15 protein-coding genes and 1 tRNA gene are annotated in these 13,452 nt (G+C 63.4%); 11 read left to right on the top strand and 5 right to left on the bottom strand.

Annotated elements, in window-relative coordinates; genetic code table 11:
• Positions 1 to 3 precede the first annotated feature (3 nt).
• Together NGM68_RS07835 and NGM68_RS07830 are read right to left on the bottom strand one after the other, a co-directional pair.
• The gene (locus tag NGM68_RS07835; RefSeq protein ID WP_252701091.1) at positions 4 to 1,242 is read right to left on the bottom strand and encodes an alanyl-tRNA editing protein; all 1,239 of its coding nucleotides are present in this window, start codon (positions 1,240 to 1,242) and stop codon (positions 4 to 6) included.
• A gap of 115 nt (positions 1,243 to 1,357) precedes the next feature.
• Complete coding sequence (locus tag NGM68_RS07830; RefSeq protein ID WP_252701090.1) at positions 1,358 to 1,879, bottom strand: helix-turn-helix domain-containing protein; 522 nt, start codon at positions 1,877 to 1,879, stop codon at positions 1,358 to 1,360.
• Between the two features lie 134 nt (positions 1,880 to 2,013).
• On the opposite strand from NGM68_RS07830, the gene NGM68_RS07825 reads away from it, so the two are divergent.
• Positions 2,014 to 2,098 (top strand) — tRNA-Leu (locus tag NGM68_RS07825).
• A gap of 325 nt (positions 2,099 to 2,423) precedes the next feature.
• On the opposite strand, the gene NGM68_RS07820 is transcribed toward NGM68_RS07825, so the two are convergent.
• Together NGM68_RS07820 and NGM68_RS07815 are read right to left on the bottom strand one after the other, a co-directional pair.
• Positions 2,424 to 3,245, bottom strand: coding sequence for an SAM hydrolase/SAM-dependent halogenase family protein (locus NGM68_RS07820; protein WP_252701089.1), 822 nt, complete (start codon positions 3,243 to 3,245; stop codon positions 2,424 to 2,426).
• Positions 3,246 to 3,316: 71 nt separating this feature from the next.
• The gene (locus NGM68_RS07815; protein WP_252701088.1) at positions 3,317 to 3,835 is read right to left on the bottom strand and encodes a nicotinamide-nucleotide adenylyltransferase; all 519 of its coding nucleotides are present in this window, start codon (positions 3,833 to 3,835) and stop codon (positions 3,317 to 3,319) included.
• Between the two features lie 165 nt (positions 3,836 to 4,000).
• Between NGM68_RS07815 and lonB the strand changes: the two genes are divergently transcribed.
• The 3 genes from lonB to NGM68_RS07800 are packed head-to-tail and all read left to right on the top strand — an operon-like array spanning position 4,001 to position 7,748.
• Positions 4,001 to 6,259 (top strand): ATP-dependent protease LonB, encoded by a 2,259-nt coding sequence (gene lonB / locus NGM68_RS07810; RefSeq protein ID WP_252701087.1) that lies wholly within the window; start codon positions 4,001 to 4,003, stop codon positions 6,257 to 6,259.
• Positions 6,260 to 6,277: 18 nt separating this feature from the next.
• On the top strand, positions 6,278 to 7,375 hold the full coding sequence (locus NGM68_RS07805; RefSeq protein WP_252701086.1) for a CPBP family intramembrane glutamic endopeptidase: 1,098 nt from the start codon (positions 6,278 to 6,280) through the stop codon (positions 7,373 to 7,375).
• Positions 7,376 to 7,400: 25 nt separating this feature from the next.
• The gene (locus NGM68_RS07800) at positions 7,401 to 7,748 is read left to right on the top strand and encodes a hypothetical protein (RefSeq protein ID WP_252701085.1); all 348 of its coding nucleotides are present in this window, start codon (positions 7,401 to 7,403) and stop codon (positions 7,746 to 7,748) included.
• Between the two features lie 50 nt (positions 7,749 to 7,798).
• Here NGM68_RS07800 and NGM68_RS07795 read toward each other — a convergent pair whose 3' ends face one another.
• Positions 7,799 to 8,272, bottom strand: coding sequence for an MGMT family protein (locus tag NGM68_RS07795; RefSeq protein ID WP_252701084.1), 474 nt, complete (start codon positions 8,270 to 8,272; stop codon positions 7,799 to 7,801).
• A gap of 152 nt (positions 8,273 to 8,424) precedes the next feature.
• On the opposite strand from NGM68_RS07795, the gene NGM68_RS07790 reads away from it, so the two are divergent.
• The 7 genes from NGM68_RS07790 (at position 8,425) to NGM68_RS07760 (ending at position 13,279) form a co-directional block, all read left to right on the top strand.
• Positions 8,425 to 9,222 carry a M14 family metallopeptidase gene (locus tag NGM68_RS07790; RefSeq protein WP_252701083.1) on the top strand — a complete coding sequence of 266 codons (798 nt, stop codon included), beginning with the start codon at positions 8,425 to 8,427 and terminating at the stop codon, positions 9,220 to 9,222.
• Positions 9,223 to 9,330: 108 nt separating this feature from the next.
• A complete protein-coding gene (locus tag NGM68_RS07785; RefSeq protein ID WP_252701082.1) occupies positions 9,331 to 9,888 on the top strand; it encodes a YeeE/YedE family protein in 558 nt (185 codons plus the stop codon).
• Positions 9,888 to 10,355 carry a DUF6691 family protein gene (locus NGM68_RS07780; protein ID WP_252701081.1) on the top strand — a complete coding sequence of 156 codons (468 nt, stop codon included), beginning with the start codon at positions 9,888 to 9,890 and terminating at the stop codon, positions 10,353 to 10,355. Before NGM68_RS07785 ends, NGM68_RS07780 begins: the two co-directional genes overlap by 1 nt.
• Positions 10,356 to 10,466: 111 nt before the next feature.
• Complete coding sequence (locus tag NGM68_RS07775; protein ID WP_252701080.1) at positions 10,467 to 10,598, top strand: transporter; 132 nt, start codon at positions 10,467 to 10,469, stop codon at positions 10,596 to 10,598.
• 166 nt (positions 10,599 to 10,764) lie between these two features.
• Complete coding sequence (locus tag NGM68_RS07770) at positions 10,765 to 10,968, top strand: hypothetical protein (RefSeq protein WP_252701079.1); 204 nt, start codon at positions 10,765 to 10,767, stop codon at positions 10,966 to 10,968.
• Between the two features lie 64 nt (positions 10,969 to 11,032).
• The gene (locus NGM68_RS07765; RefSeq protein WP_252701078.1) at positions 11,033 to 12,016 is read left to right on the top strand and encodes a tyrosine--tRNA ligase; all 984 of its coding nucleotides are present in this window, start codon (positions 11,033 to 11,035) and stop codon (positions 12,014 to 12,016) included.
• A 144-nt stretch (positions 12,017 to 12,160) separates the two neighbouring features.
• Entirely contained in the window at positions 12,161 to 13,279 is a 1,119-nt protein-coding gene (locus NGM68_RS07760; protein WP_252701077.1) for a Gfo/Idh/MocA family protein, read from the top strand.
• The last annotated feature ends 173 nt before the right edge of the window (positions 13,280 to 13,452 follow it).

The following is a 13,452-nucleotide window of genomic DNA, read 5'->3' as shown; positions in this document are numbered from 1 at the left end:
GAATCAGTCCAGTCCCGACTCGAGCGCCCCCACAATCTCGGCGGCTGCCACGTCGAAGCCACCGCCCTGGGCGAACGTTTCGGAGCCGCCGCCCCCGCCGCCGTACGCGACGGTCAGGTCGTCGATGAGTGCTTGCGCATCGACGTCGCCGGTCGTGCGCACGACGACGAACGGATAGTCGGTTTCGCCGACGACGGCGATCACGTCCGCGGCCGTCGCCGGCACCCCACGAACGACGTCGCCGAGCGCTTCCGGTTCGATACCGTCGACGGTGGTGACGAGCCACGTCCCATTCTCGCGCTCGATCGGTGCCGTGGCCTCGAGCGAGCGTTCGACGACTGTGGCCTCGAGGTCGCGCAGCTGTTGCCTGAGTTCGTCCTGGCGGTCGAGTGCCGCCGCCAGTTCGGAGCCGATCGAGGAGACGTCGGTGCCGAGTGTTCGTTTTGCGGTGAACGCCGCCCGTTTTTCGGCTGCCCGGCGGTCGATCGCCCGCGGCCCGACGGCGAACTCGACTCTGGTGAGCCCCTCGCCGGGATTCGAGCGGTCGAGTACCGTCACCGGGCCGATTTCGCGGGTGTTTCGTACGTGTGTCCCCCCGCAGGCGGCGACGTCCCACGGGTTCGACGACCCGTTGGTCGTTCGGCCGTTGTCGTCCTTCGACCCGACCGTCACAACGCGCACCCGTCCCTTCGCGAACGCTCCCTCCTCGGTCGCTTCGTTGAACGCAATGAACTCGCGCTCGCGGGCGTCCGCCACCGGGACGGACTCCCAGGAGACCGGTCGCGACTCCCAGACGGCCCGGTTGACCAGTTCGTCGAGCTCGACCAGCGCCTCGTCGTCGATGTCGCTCGTCGTCTCGAGGTCGACGCGGATCTTCTCCTCGCCGATATCGAACCCACCGTATCCCAGATCGTCGAAGAGCCGACGCCCGGCACCGTAGAGGACGTGGCTCGCGGTATGGGCGCGCATGCAGTACATTCGGAACGACCAGTCGATCGAACACAGCACGCGGTGGCCGGATCGAAACGACGGCGGCTCCGAGAGGACGTGTACTTGCTCGCCGTCCTCGAGGTAGACGTCCTCGACGGGGACGTCACCGATCCGCCCCTGGTCGGCCGGCTGTCCGCCGCTTTCGGCGTAGAAGTACGTCGTCTCGAGCCAGACCCGCGCTCCATCGACCGCTGTCACCTCGGTTTCAAACCGCGTCGTGTACGGCTCGGAGGCCGCCCGTTGCCCGCTCATTGGTCTCCCTGTGTCGTCCGTAGATAAAAGTCTGGCCGCCGGCAGCCGGTTTTCGTGTCGGCGCGTGGATCGGTTCCGTGTTCTCGACTCGGCACATGGCTCGCCCCTCGATTCGCTACTCGGCGAGTTCGACGTCGAGGACGTCCTCAAGTGCCGTAATCAGCCCGCCGCCGACGCCTGCCTGGGTCGCTCGTCCCTGTTCGATCGCCAGCAGATCTGACTCCCGACAGCCCAGTTCGTCGGCGAGTTCGTCCCGTTTGAACCCCGCCTCCTGACGGGCCTGCTCGAGGCGATCACCGTAGCCGGAGACGAGATACGGGAGGGGATCGTCGTCGTAGTTCGTCCCCTCCTTTTCCCAGTGTTCGGAGTCGCCGTCCCAGATGGGGTTCGCACGGGCGACGTTCTGGGCCGCTTTCTTCTTTCTGCTCGGTTCGTCCGACGACTGCGAGCCCGACCGCCCGCCTCGGGAGCGGGAGCGGCCGGATTGTTGCTGGTCGCTGTGGGGGGCACAGTCCGGGCAGACCTCGAGGTCGGCGCCGGCGACCGTTGCTCGAGTGAGCGAGTCGCTCTCGGCACCACAGAGCTCACAGGTCGTCCCGCCGCCACTCGACGACGAGCCCGTGGAGTATTTGGCCATGCCAGATGTTGGCCGTTGGGACATTTTAACTCACCGCTTATTGGTTCCCATGTGACCTCGGCGCAGGCCCGATAAGAAAAGAAAGGGCTTTTATATGCACACTGGATACCGATGAGTGCAGAAAGACGCAGCGAGCGTGGGTAGCCAAGCTAGGCCAACGGCGCAGCGTTGAGGGCGCTGTCCCGTAGGGGTCCGCCGGTTCAAATCCGGTCCCACGCATCGCATGCGCGGTCGTATTCACGATCACGACCGCGAAACGCGAGGCGGCACCGCCGCCGAGCGATACGATGCAGGTGATCTCCCTTCGCGGACATCACCCACGCATAATCCTACTGACACTACATCCACGAGCACTTGCGCTGTTCGGTGAGTCGGTAAAGTGGAACGTACTCGAGTGGGTGACAGCACTCGAGACCGTGACAGCTACACCAGCGAGTCACACCGGCCGATATTCGATGGAGCTGCGACAGTCGATACAAGCTCGCTACGGGAATCGGTAGTACGCGTTCACCTATGTTCCTGCGAACTGCTGTCAGCGCACCGATCACACCCACTCGAGAACGACGTCGTCACCCGCCTCGAGTCCGAACGCGTCGTCGCCGCGGCCGTCGTTGACGTCCAGTTCGACGTTGCCGTGGCTGCCGACGAGGGCGACCCGTTCTCCGGGGTGGACGGTGGCGAACGCGTCGCCAACCGGTATCCGATCGCCGTTCGCGACGATCTCCGTGACGTCCTCGAGCACCGTTCCTGGAACATTCGTAATTAGATTCCCGAAGTCGTCGACGACGAGCACTTCGCCAGCCACGCGCTCGTCGGAGACCTCGGCCGCTGGGAGCCGATACTCCACGGGCGATTCGAGCGGTGACGACCAGGATAATTGGTCGAGCGATACCCTTCGGCTCTCGACGGCGGCCGCTGCGGGGGCGAAGACGTCGCGGCCGTGGAACGTGGTACTCCCGTCGGCTGACTCGCTCCCCGTCGGAACCGGCGTCTCGAGGCCGTCTTCGTCGACCCTGAAGACATCGAGTGCATCGGCGAAAGCGCCGTCGTGACCGTCGCCACCCTGCCCGGCCAGCCGCTGAGCAACCGGGAGAAGAACCCCGTTATCCGGCCCGACGAGGACGTGGTCACCGGCTCGAACGACGATCGCGTGTCGATCGGTGCCGACTCCAGGGTCGACGACCACGAGGTGGGTCGCCGGCGGATAGTACGGGAGTACCTCGCGAAGCCAGAACGCACTCGCCCGGATATCGCCCCGCGGGAAGTCGTGGGCGACGTCGACCAATCGGCTGTCGGTGCGCTCGAGCAACACTCCCTTCATCGCTGCAGGGTACGGCGACCCAAAATCCGAGGACAGGGTGATCATGTCGGTCTGTGACGGGCGATTCGATAAAGAGGCTGTGGCTTTTCGAGGGCGCTCGAGGAGTACAGATCCTCTCAGGAGCCGTTCGAGTCGTCGTCAGCGACCATCTGAATACGTTCGATGCCGCCGGTCTCCTCGACGACCTCGACGACCGCGTCGGGAACCAGCGATCGCCAGTCCTCGTCGGCGATCATCCGCTCGCGAACCGACCTCCCCTCGAGCACCTCGCGCTTGAACATCGGCGACTGGCGTATTTCGACGCCGGCTTCCCGAAAGAGCTGGATCACGAGCGGGTTGTTCGAGTAGGCCACGTCGAAGTCGGGGCTCATGCTCTGGACGTGGCTGACCCACACGGAGTTGCGCTCGAGGTCTTCGATCGGCACGGCGTACGTGGTGAGGTCGAACTCCTGGACAGCTTTGGTGAGCATCATGATGCGCTCACCCGCGGTAAACGGATTCCGGGTCGTATGCGAGTCGCCAGCGCTCCCGATCCCGAGGACGAGTTCGTCGACGTCCTCGGCGATGCGCTCGACCATCGTGTGATGGCCGTTGTGATACGGCTGGAAGCGACCGATGTAAAACCCCCGTCTCATACCTGACTGTTCGGCTGTCGGACTCTTAAGCGTGGCGAGGTCGGCCCGAACGAAATACCGGCGAATTCAACCGTTTAACGCCTCCTCTGTGGCAGCCAGAGATCGACTGAAGGGAGAAAGTATATCAGTCGCAATCCCTTCGGTTCGCATACTGAATAGCATTCTATGAGCAACGATACGAACGTTGACGGCCCGTCAACGGACGAGGACGGGGATCCCGAGGAGGGACACCAGTCCACGGACACTGCCCCCCACGATGGCGACGACGAGCCAAAGTCACCCGATGGCTCCGCTACCGATGGGACTGGCGATTCCCAGTCGGATCCAGTCGAACGGGACAGCGAAACCGATCCCGACGACCCGCTCGAGGACTCGCTGGCCAAACTCGAGGAGGGAATTGACGGAGCGGCGGGCGTCGACGCACACGAGGAACCTGCAGACGACGATGACGATATCGAGACGATCGAAGACCTGGGAAGCGCTGTCGAGGTCGATCCCGGCGTCGAAATCGACGAAGAAATCGCCGAGGACGACCTTCTCGGTGGCTTAAAAATCGACTCGACGGCCGATATAGAGGTGCCTGATCGACTCGTCGATCAGGTGATCGGACAGGACGAGGCACGAGACATCATCATCAAGGCGGCCAAGCAGCGTCGTCACGTAATGATGATCGGCTCTCCCGGGACGGGGAAGTCGATGCTCGCGAAGGCGATGAGCCAACTTCTTCCGCAGGAGGATCTCCAGGACGTTCTCGTCTACCACAACCCCGACGACGGCAACGAGCCAAAGGTTCGGACGGTGCCCGCCGGAAAGGGCGAACAGATCATCGACGCACACAAAGAGGAAGCCCGTAAGCGCAACCAGATGCGATCGATCCTGATGTGGATCATCATCGCGATCATCGTCGTCTACGCGCTGATTGCCCGACAGATCCTACTGGGTATCCTCGCTGCAGGTATCATCTGGCTGATCTTCCGCTACACCTCCCGTGGCATGGATGCCATGGTGCCGAACATGATCGTCAACAACGGCGAGCAGCGCACGGCACCGTTCGAGGACGCGACGGGCGCCCACGCCGGTGCCCTGCTCGGCGACGTCCGTCACGACCCGTTCCAGTCCGGCGGGATGGAGACGCCGTCTCACGACCGCGTCGAACCGGGTTCGATCCACAAATCGAACAAGGGCGTGCTGTTCGTCGACGAGATTAACACGCTCGACGTCCGCACCCAGCAGAAGCTGATGACGGCCATCCAGGAAGGCGAGTTCGCCATCACTGGCCAGTCCGAGCGCTCCTCGGGTGCGATGGTGCAAACCGAGCCCGTGCCCTGTGACTTCGTCATGATCGCCGCAGGGAACTTAGACGCAATGGAGAACATGCACCCCGCACTCCGCTCGCGGATCAAGGGGTACGGCTACGAGGTCTACATGGACGACACCATCGAGGACACCCCCGAGATGCGCCGGAAGTACGCCCGGTTCATCGCCCAGGAGGTCGAACGCGACGGCCGCCTGCCTCACTTCACCCGCGACGCCGTCGAGGAGGTCATCCTCGAGGCAATGCGCCGGGCCGGCCGAAAGGAGCACCTCACGCTTCTCTTCCGGAACCTCGGTGGACTCGTCCGGGTTGCCGGTGACATCGCCCGCGCGGAGGACACCGAGTTCACGACGCGTGAGCACGTCCTGCAGGCAAAGAGCCGCTCGCGCTCGATCGAACAGCAGTTGGCCGACGACTACATCGAACGCCGCAAGGACTACGAACTCCAGGTCAACAAAGGCGGCGTCGAAGGCCGCGTCAACGGGTTGGCCGTCATGGGCGAAGACTCCGGAATCATGCTCCCGGTCATGGCCGAAATCGCGCCTGCACAAGGGCAGGGCCAGGTCATCGCCACCGGTCAGCTCAAGGAGATGGCCGAAGAGTCCGTCCAGAACGTCTCGGCGATCATCAAGAAGTTCTCCGACGTGAACCTCTCGGAGAAGGACGTCCACATCCAGTTCGTCCAGGCCGGCCAACAGGGGGTCGACGGTGACTCCGCCTCCATCACGGTAGCGACGGCCGTCATCTCCGCGCTCGAGGATATCCCGGTCGACCAGTCGGTCGCGATGACTGGATCGCTCTCGGTTCGTGGAGACGTCCTCCCCGTCGGTGGGGTGACGCACAAGATCGAGGCTGCGGCGAAAGCCGGCTGTGACAAGGTCATCATCCCCAAGACCAACGAACAGGACGTGATGATCGAGGACGAGTACAAGGAGATGATCGAAATCATCCCCTGTGACAACATCAGCGAGGTACTCGAGGTCGCCCTCATCGGCGAACCCGAGAAGGACTCGCTACTCGACCGGCTCAAATTCATCACGGGCTCCGCGCTCGAGGGACAGAGCACTGTCACGGGGACGGGAACGGGTTCGAACCCGAGCCCGCAGTAACGAATCAGACCACGACAGATGACTCAGTGGGCGACGTTCGCCGTTGTTACGGGCGTCGTCCTGACGGTGTTGCTCGTTCTCTCGTACCTCACCCAACAGGCGTTCGAAGAGCCATCGCAACAGCTCGTGGAGTCCCAGGAATGGAGTCCTCGAGACGCCGAGTGGGAAGCGTCGGACGCGGAACGATCGGCCCCACACCGATCCGATCCCACTGAGTCGGACGACGGCGAGGCAGACTCCGATGTCGAAACAGTCGAGCGGGGATCCACCCTCGAGCGGGAGGGCGACTCGCCATCCCCCGAGGAGCCACGATCGCCCCCACTGAGCTCCGGTGGGACGTCCCCATCGAACACGGGTGCGTCGGACGATGTGGCTCCGGGTCACCTCGAGACCGATACTCGATCAACAGCGTCTTCCAGCCCCGACGTTCGAACACCAGCCCAGCCCGCAGCCGGGTCTCGATCGTCACCGCATCGACGGAACGATCCACGCCACCTCTCGACGGGGATGTTGCTCGCGAACGTCGCCTTCTCACAGGGGCTCCTCGCTGCCGTCATCCTCGGGGCAGCGGTGTACGCCGCGATCCCGCCCGAAGCCCTCGGCGTACGGTTCGACCAGGAGTATCTGGTCACCGGACTGCTCGTTGGAACGGGAATCGGTATCGCCCTCTACGTGGCGAACGAGCTCGGTGCGGGGCTATCCGTCCGCCTGGGCATCGATCACGACGAATCCCTCCGCGAATTACTCGCCCCCGAGGACGCTCGTGGCTGGTTCCTGCTGCTCGTGTTCGTCCTCCCGATAATCGCGTTTTTCGAGGAACTGCTCTTTCGAGCCGCGCTGATCGGCGCACTCTCAGCCGGGTTCGACGTCCCGATCTGGCTGCTCGCAGTCGGCTCTTCGCTCGCGTTTGCCGTCGGCCACGGGATGCAAGGCACCGTCGGAATCATCGTCACCGGCGCGCTCGGACTCGTCCTGGCGGCGCTGTTCATCGTCACCCAGAGCCTGCTCGTCGTCGTCGTCGCTCATTACCTCATCAACGCCCTCGAGTTCGTCGTCCACGAGGGGCTTGGTCTCGAGTGGGCGCAATCGCCTGGCGAGCCGATCACGGAAAGCTAAGCATCCGGGGTTCCTCGAGAGCGGTATGAACGCACTCGAGTCCGTCTCCGAGACGGTACAGCGCGCGATCGTGTTCGGCATCATCCTGTACTTCGTCCTGTTTCTGTACGGCGAGTTCGCAAACGATATCTACGCTCGCATCGCGGCGAATATCGTCTTTGGGTTCGTTGCTCTTGGCGTCGGTGGCGTACTGTTTTCTGCCGCAGAGAAACCGTTCTCCCCGCTCGGTGGGTCGGGAATCTGTCTCATCGTCGGCGGTATCGCGCAGCTTATCGCCGTCGTCCTCGTCGACATTCTGATCGATGCCATCGCATCGATCGCCGTGTTCGTCGGGATCGGTCTCTACGTGTTCGCCGTGTGGACGGACTCCTGATACCGTTCAGCCGGCTCACACCCGCTGTACACAAGAGAAAAACAGTCCCGTCATAGCTCCTCGAGCGATCGCAACTTCTGTTCGACCGGCGGTGGGGCCGCACTCGGCCCGTCTCGAACCCGATGGTCGGGAATGACGATCGGAATTGGGTTCTCGTCGAGGGTCGTCCGGATGAGGATCGCGTCGTCGTCATCGTCGGGATCCAGCCCCGGCGTCATGCGGGCGATCGATTGAACGCCGACGCTTTCGCCGTAGGGGATCGCTCTGACCTGCTCGAGCACGGCGCGCTGATCCGTGGGCACGGTGAGCGCGAGTTCGACGTCGTCGAAGGCGACCTCCGAGACACCCTCGAGGTACTCGTCGATTCGCTCGAGGATCGGATGATCACCCTCGACGGCGTTCGGGTCGGGCTGGTCGGGAAACGAGACGGACACCACGCGACCGCTCGCGATGCCGACCTGTACGTAGCGGTCGAGAAACGAGGATTCGAAGGAGTAGATCCCCGCGTCAGCGAGATCGTCCATGCGTGTGCGGATGCACGTGAGACTCTTGAATATTCGCTTCAACGTGGCAACTCGAATGGGTATGGCTACATTGGTCGCGATCGACGACCACCGGTCACAGCCGCTGCCAGGAACCGAATCGCCTTTGAGCCTGACCATCCTTAGCACGACCAATGAGAGTTGCACAGCTCGGGTCGGGGACGCCCGACATCGCGGTCGTCGCCGCCGTCCACGGCGACGAACCGTGTGGCGTCCGCGCCGTAGAACGGTTGCTCGAGGAGCAACCGGCCGTCAAACGACCGGTGAAGCTCATTATTGCGAACGAGGAAGCACTCGAACGGAAGGTTCGGTACGTCGACGAGGATCTCAACCGGGCGTTTCCGGGCCATCCCGAGGCCGAAACCCACGAAGGCCGACTGGCATACGACCTCGCCCGCGAACTCGAGGGCTGTCTGGGTTTCTCGATGCATTCCACCCAGAGTCATGCAGAACCGTTCGCAATCGTCAACAGCCTCACCGAGACCGCCAGGGAGATCTGTCCACAACTTCCGGTGACGTCGATCGTCGAGACCGGCCCCTACGCCGAGGGGCGGCTGTTCAGCGAAGCCGAAACGATCGAGGTCGAGTGCGGGTTGCAGGGAACCGACGCCGCCGCCGAAAACGCGGATCGACTGACGCGGGCGTTTCTGACAGCGGTAGATGCACTACCTGGTGATACCGTTCGCCGTGATCTACCGGTGTTCGAACTCGTTAGCCGAATCGAAAAGGAGTCCGCAGACACCTACGAGGTGTTCGTCGAGAACTTCGAGCGGGTCGACCGCGGTGACCCATTCGCGGCCGCGGACGGTGAGAAACAGGTCGCGAGCGAACCGTTCTACCCCGTCCTGATGTCCCCGTACGGCTACCGAAACGTCTTCGGCTACACGGCCCGGAAACTCGAGACGCTGACCGGATCGACGATCGCCGACTGAGTCCGTTTATCGTCGGGTCAATCGGGTCGACTTCTAGACCGCGTCACAGTACGGACGATTTTCCCCGGTGGTGAAGCATTGATGTCCGGTGGCTCCCTTGTGACGACTATGCTCATCACAGAGGCGGTTGCGTTCCTCCCCGCGGATCCGTTTCCCAACGGGATCGAACACTACGCCGTCGGCGGAGCGCTCGTCGGCCTCGGGGTGGTCGTCATCTACCTCGCGACCGGCATCGCCGCCGGCGCGAGTACGTTCCTCGAGTCGACGCTCTCGTACGTCTCCGACCGATCACGATTTCAGCGGTATCGTGCTTCCAGGGACTGGCGCGTCGTCTTCGCGCTTGGGATCGTCGCCGGCGCGTTCGTCTACGCGCTAACCTTCCAGTCGGGGCTGGTCTCGAGTTCACTCCACCAGACGGCGACGACCGGCGAACTCCGTGACGTCGGCGGACTCACGATCTGGGTGACCGAGGTACAGCCCTGGCGGCTGTTCCTCGGCGGAATCCTCATCGGCATCGGAACCCGCGTCGGGAAAGGCTGTACCTCCGGCCACGGCGTCTGTGGCGTCGGCTCGGCCTCGAGCGCGTCGTTCGTCGGGGTCGCGACGTTTCTGCTGGTCGCCATCGGCATCGCCCAGCTCGTCCAGGCGCTGGGGGTGAGCCCGTAATGGCTGCCGACCACGAAGCTCATCCGCTGTTCATGCCGGTGGTGTTCGTCGGCGGGCTCATCTTCGGGTTCGGGCTCGGCTTCAGCCACATGGCCCAGCCCGAAATCGTCCTCAACTTCCTCCAGTTCGAGGACTTCGGGTTGTTGTTCGTGATGTTCGGTGCCGCTATCGTCTCCGGACTCGCGATTTTCGGCGCACCGCGAGTGCTCGGGCGGGCTCCGTTTACCGGCTCTCCCTACGAACGCCGCCTCAAATCGCTCGACAAGAACGTCGTCATCGGCGGCGGCATCTTCGGCGTTGGCTGGGGACTGTCCGGGATCTGTCCCGGCGCGGCCTACGCCAGCCTCGGTATCGGGAACTACGCCATCCTCTGGGGGATCGCCGGAATGTTCATCGGCGCGTACGTTCAGGGCTACTGGCGCTCGGAACCGCTCGAGTCGGCCACGTCGGCGACGAACGCCGACTGATCGACCAGACTCGAGTGAGGCTGTGAACGCAGACCAGCCAGGCATCGATGAGGCAGTGGGCGCGGATATGCCTGCACCAATCATTACCCGTGTCGCCCTCGAAAACTCAGTATGGTTCGCCTCTCGACGATCGTGATCCTCGCCGGAATCGTGTTTTTGATCGTCCCAATTCCACCAATCGGTATGGCTCTCGGCGCGATCTGTCTGCTCCTCGGGATTGGGCTCAGAGTGGTTGGGAAGTGAACGGCAGCGACCGGTATCAGCGTCGAGTGCCAACACCAGTACCAGCGACCAGTACCCGTACCAGCATCAGCAACCAGTACCCGTACCAGCACCAATCCCAGTACTTGTACCTGCACCTGTACCAGCGACCAGTACTACTATCACTCGAGGCACACACTCTCGAACCATGCCACGACCTGATCTGCGACCACCCTGTCTGCGATCGAAACACGCGTCCCGCGGCGCGGCGAAGGGAGCCGAACTCGGCGGCTCCGTCGGCGGCGTCGGCGGCCCAGTCACCGGTGCCGTCGGGGCGGGCGTCGGTGCCGCGACGGGCTATCTCGCTGGTAGTGCCCGAGACCGCCTCGAGTCGGTTCTGAAGCCCTTTTAGGACACCGTGGGCGTGGTGACGACGTTCACAAACACATAAATTCCTGCTCCGGCACCGTCCACGTATGGATACCTACGAGCTGATGACGCGGAACGTCGACGAGGTCGTTACCGACGAGGAGGTACGCGAACTGGCCGCCGATCCCGAGGGAAAGCGCGTCTACGTGGGATACGAGCCCTCCGGCGTGCTCCACCTCGGGCACCTGCTGACGGCGAACAAGCTCATCGACCTCCAGGACGCTGGCATGGAGGTCGTCGTCCTCCTCGCCGACGTCCACGCCTACCTCAACGGGAAGGGCACGTTCGAGGAAATTCGCGAGACTGCCGAGCAGATGCGCGCCCAGTTCCTCGCCTACGGCCTCGAGGAGTCCCGGACGGAGTTCGTCTACGGCTCCGAGTACCAGCTCGAGGACGACTACGTGCTCGACCTCCACGAACTCGAGCTGTCGACGACGCTCAAGCGTGCCCAGCGGGCGATGGCCGAACTCCAGAGCGGCGAGACGGCGAAGGTGAGCCACGTCGTCTACCCGCTCATGCAGGCGCTCGACATCGAGTACCTGGATCTCGACCTCGCCGTCGGCGGGATGGATCAGCGCAAGGTGCACATGCTGATGCGCGAGGAACTCCCGGGGCTGGGATACGACGCCCGTCCGTGTCTCCACACGCCCATCGTCGCCGACCTCACCACCGGCGAGGGGAAGATGTCCTCGAGCGAGGGGATCACTATCTCGATGGAGGACTCGAGCGACGACCTGGAAGAGAAGGTCAACTCGGCGTTCTGTCCCCCGACCCGCGAGCCGGAGGGCGACCTCGAGAACCCCGTCCTCGAACTGTTCGAGTACCACGTCTTCCCGCGCTTCGAGACGGTGCTGGTCGAGCGACCCGAAAAGTACGGTGGCGACCTCACGTACGAGACCTTCGAGGCGCTGGCGACCGATCTCGAGTCCGGCGAACTCCACCCGGCCGACGCGAAGGGAACGCTCGCGAGCTACCTCGACGAGTTGATCGCGCCGGGTCGTGAGAAGCTTCTGGAGCTGCGTAACGCGTAGTATCAGACCCATATCGACGCGTTCATTGTTAAAACTTCACTTTCTGAAGTTACTGATCTGGGTACCAGTGACTACAGAGTCACCCCGTCCGCGATCATTGACGAAGCGCAAAACAATAACTACGCCGCGAATGAAGATGTCCGTATGACCCTCTCCATTGGCGTCCTTGGGTACCGATTCATGGGCAAAGCGCACGCCAACGCGCTCGCACGCCTCCCGATGTTTTTCCCGGATGCGCCCGACGTCGAACGCAGCGTACTCGTCGGCCGAAACGAGGAAGCCCTCGAGTCCGCCGCCGATCAACTGGGGTTCGAGTCGACGGCGACCGACTGGGCGGACGTCGTCGACGAGGTCGACGTCTTCTACAACCTCGGGCCGAACCACGTCCACGCCGAGCCGTCGATCGCCGCCCTCGAGGCCGGCACGCCGGTCTTCTGTGAGAAACCCCTCGCACCGACGCTCGAGACGGCCGAGGAAATGGCTGAAGCGGCGGCAGGCGCCGGCGTTCCGGCCGGTTGTGCGTTCAACTACCGGTTCGTCCCGGCGATCCGCTACGCGAAGAACCTGCTCGAGGCGGGCGAGTTAGGCGAGATCCACCACGTGCGCGGTCGATATCTCCAGGACTGGCTGGTCGATCCCGAAGCGCCGTGGTCGTGGCGTAACGACGCCGAGTTAGCTGGCTCGGGTGCGCTCGGTGACCTTGGATCACACACGATCGATCTGGTTCGATTCCTCGTCGGCGACGACGACCTCGCCGGCGAGATCGAACGCATTAGCGGGCACCTCCAGACGTTCGTCGAAGAGCGACCCGTGGAGGGTGACGACGAGACGCGACCCGTTACCGTCGACGACGCCTACACCGCCCAGGCCGAGTTCGAAAACGGTGCCGTCGGCACCTTCGAGGCCTCGCGGTTCGCGAGTGGCCACAAGAACGACCACACGATCGAGATCCACGGCTCCGACGGGAGTCTCAGGTTCTCCCTCGAGCGACTGAACGAACTCGAGGTGCTCCGTGACGAGAACCGCGGCTACGAGACGATTCTCGTGACCGACGAGGACGACCCCTACGTCGACCACTGGTGGCCGCCGGGACACGTCATCGGCTGGGAGCACACGTTCGTCCACGAAAACTACGAGTTCCTCAACGCAGTCGAAACGGGCGACGACTTCGCGCCGAACTTCGAGGACGGGCTCGCCGCCCAGCGCCTGCTCGCAGCGATCGAAGAAAGTGACGACCGCGGGGAGTGGGTTACCCTCGAGTAAGTCCCGCAGTCGACGCTGTAGTGGGGGATCGGCCGCCGAAGCGCTGAGCGGTGGAGTGAGACTCGAGTATTCCAAAGCGGTTGACGGTGGGCAACTCGATTACCCCCTAAGCGGTTGGGCGGGGAACTGACTCGAAGAGCCGAAGTGAGCGAACGAATTTGTTCCTCGACGAA

It is taken from the genome of Natronosalvus vescus (genome assembly GCF_023973145.1).
In the GTDB taxonomy this organism is placed as follows: Archaea; Halobacteriota; Halobacteria; order Halobacteriales; family Natrialbaceae; genus Natronosalvus; species Natronosalvus vescus.
Note: the sequence above shows the minus strand (reverse complement) of the source record. Positions and strands in the feature narration are given on the sequence as shown.

Excerpts from the sequence above, each read along its gene's own strand:
- NGM68_RS07835 (WP_252701091.1), bottom strand. The coding sequence starts at position 1,242 with ATGAGCGGGCAACGGGCGGCCTCCGAGCCGTACACGACGCGGTTTGAA.
- NGM68_RS07830 (WP_252701090.1), bottom strand. The coding sequence starts at position 1,879 with ATGGCCAAATACTCCACGGGCTCGTCGTCGAGTGGCGGCGGGACGACC.
- NGM68_RS07820 (WP_252701089.1), bottom strand. The coding sequence starts at position 3,245 with ATGATCACCCTGTCCTCGGATTTTGGGTCGCCGTACCCTGCAGCGATG.
- NGM68_RS07815 (WP_252701088.1), bottom strand. The coding sequence starts at position 3,835 with ATGAGACGGGGGTTTTACATCGGTCGCTTCCAGCCGTATCACAACGGC.
- lonB (WP_252701087.1), top strand. The coding sequence starts at position 4,001 with ATGAGCAACGATACGAACGTTGACGGCCCGTCAACGGACGAGGACGGG.
- NGM68_RS07805 (WP_252701086.1), top strand. The coding sequence starts at position 6,278 with ATGACTCAGTGGGCGACGTTCGCCGTTGTTACGGGCGTCGTCCTGACG.
- NGM68_RS07800 (WP_252701085.1), top strand. The coding sequence starts at position 7,401 with ATGAACGCACTCGAGTCCGTCTCCGAGACGGTACAGCGCGCGATCGTG.
- NGM68_RS07795 (WP_252701084.1), bottom strand. The coding sequence starts at position 8,272 with ATGGACGATCTCGCTGACGCGGGGATCTACTCCTTCGAATCCTCGTTT.
- NGM68_RS07790 (WP_252701083.1), top strand. The coding sequence starts at position 8,425 with ATGAGAGTTGCACAGCTCGGGTCGGGGACGCCCGACATCGCGGTCGTC.
- NGM68_RS07785 (WP_252701082.1), top strand. The coding sequence starts at position 9,331 with ATGCTCATCACAGAGGCGGTTGCGTTCCTCCCCGCGGATCCGTTTCCC.
- NGM68_RS07780 (WP_252701081.1), top strand. The coding sequence starts at position 9,888 with ATGGCTGCCGACCACGAAGCTCATCCGCTGTTCATGCCGGTGGTGTTC.
- NGM68_RS07775 (WP_252701080.1), top strand. The coding sequence starts at position 10,467 with ATGGTTCGCCTCTCGACGATCGTGATCCTCGCCGGAATCGTGTTTTTG.
- NGM68_RS07770 (WP_252701079.1), top strand. The coding sequence starts at position 10,765 with ATGCCACGACCTGATCTGCGACCACCCTGTCTGCGATCGAAACACGCG.
- NGM68_RS07765 (WP_252701078.1), top strand. The coding sequence starts at position 11,033 with ATGGATACCTACGAGCTGATGACGCGGAACGTCGACGAGGTCGTTACC.
- NGM68_RS07760 (WP_252701077.1), top strand. The coding sequence starts at position 12,161 with ATGACCCTCTCCATTGGCGTCCTTGGGTACCGATTCATGGGCAAAGCG.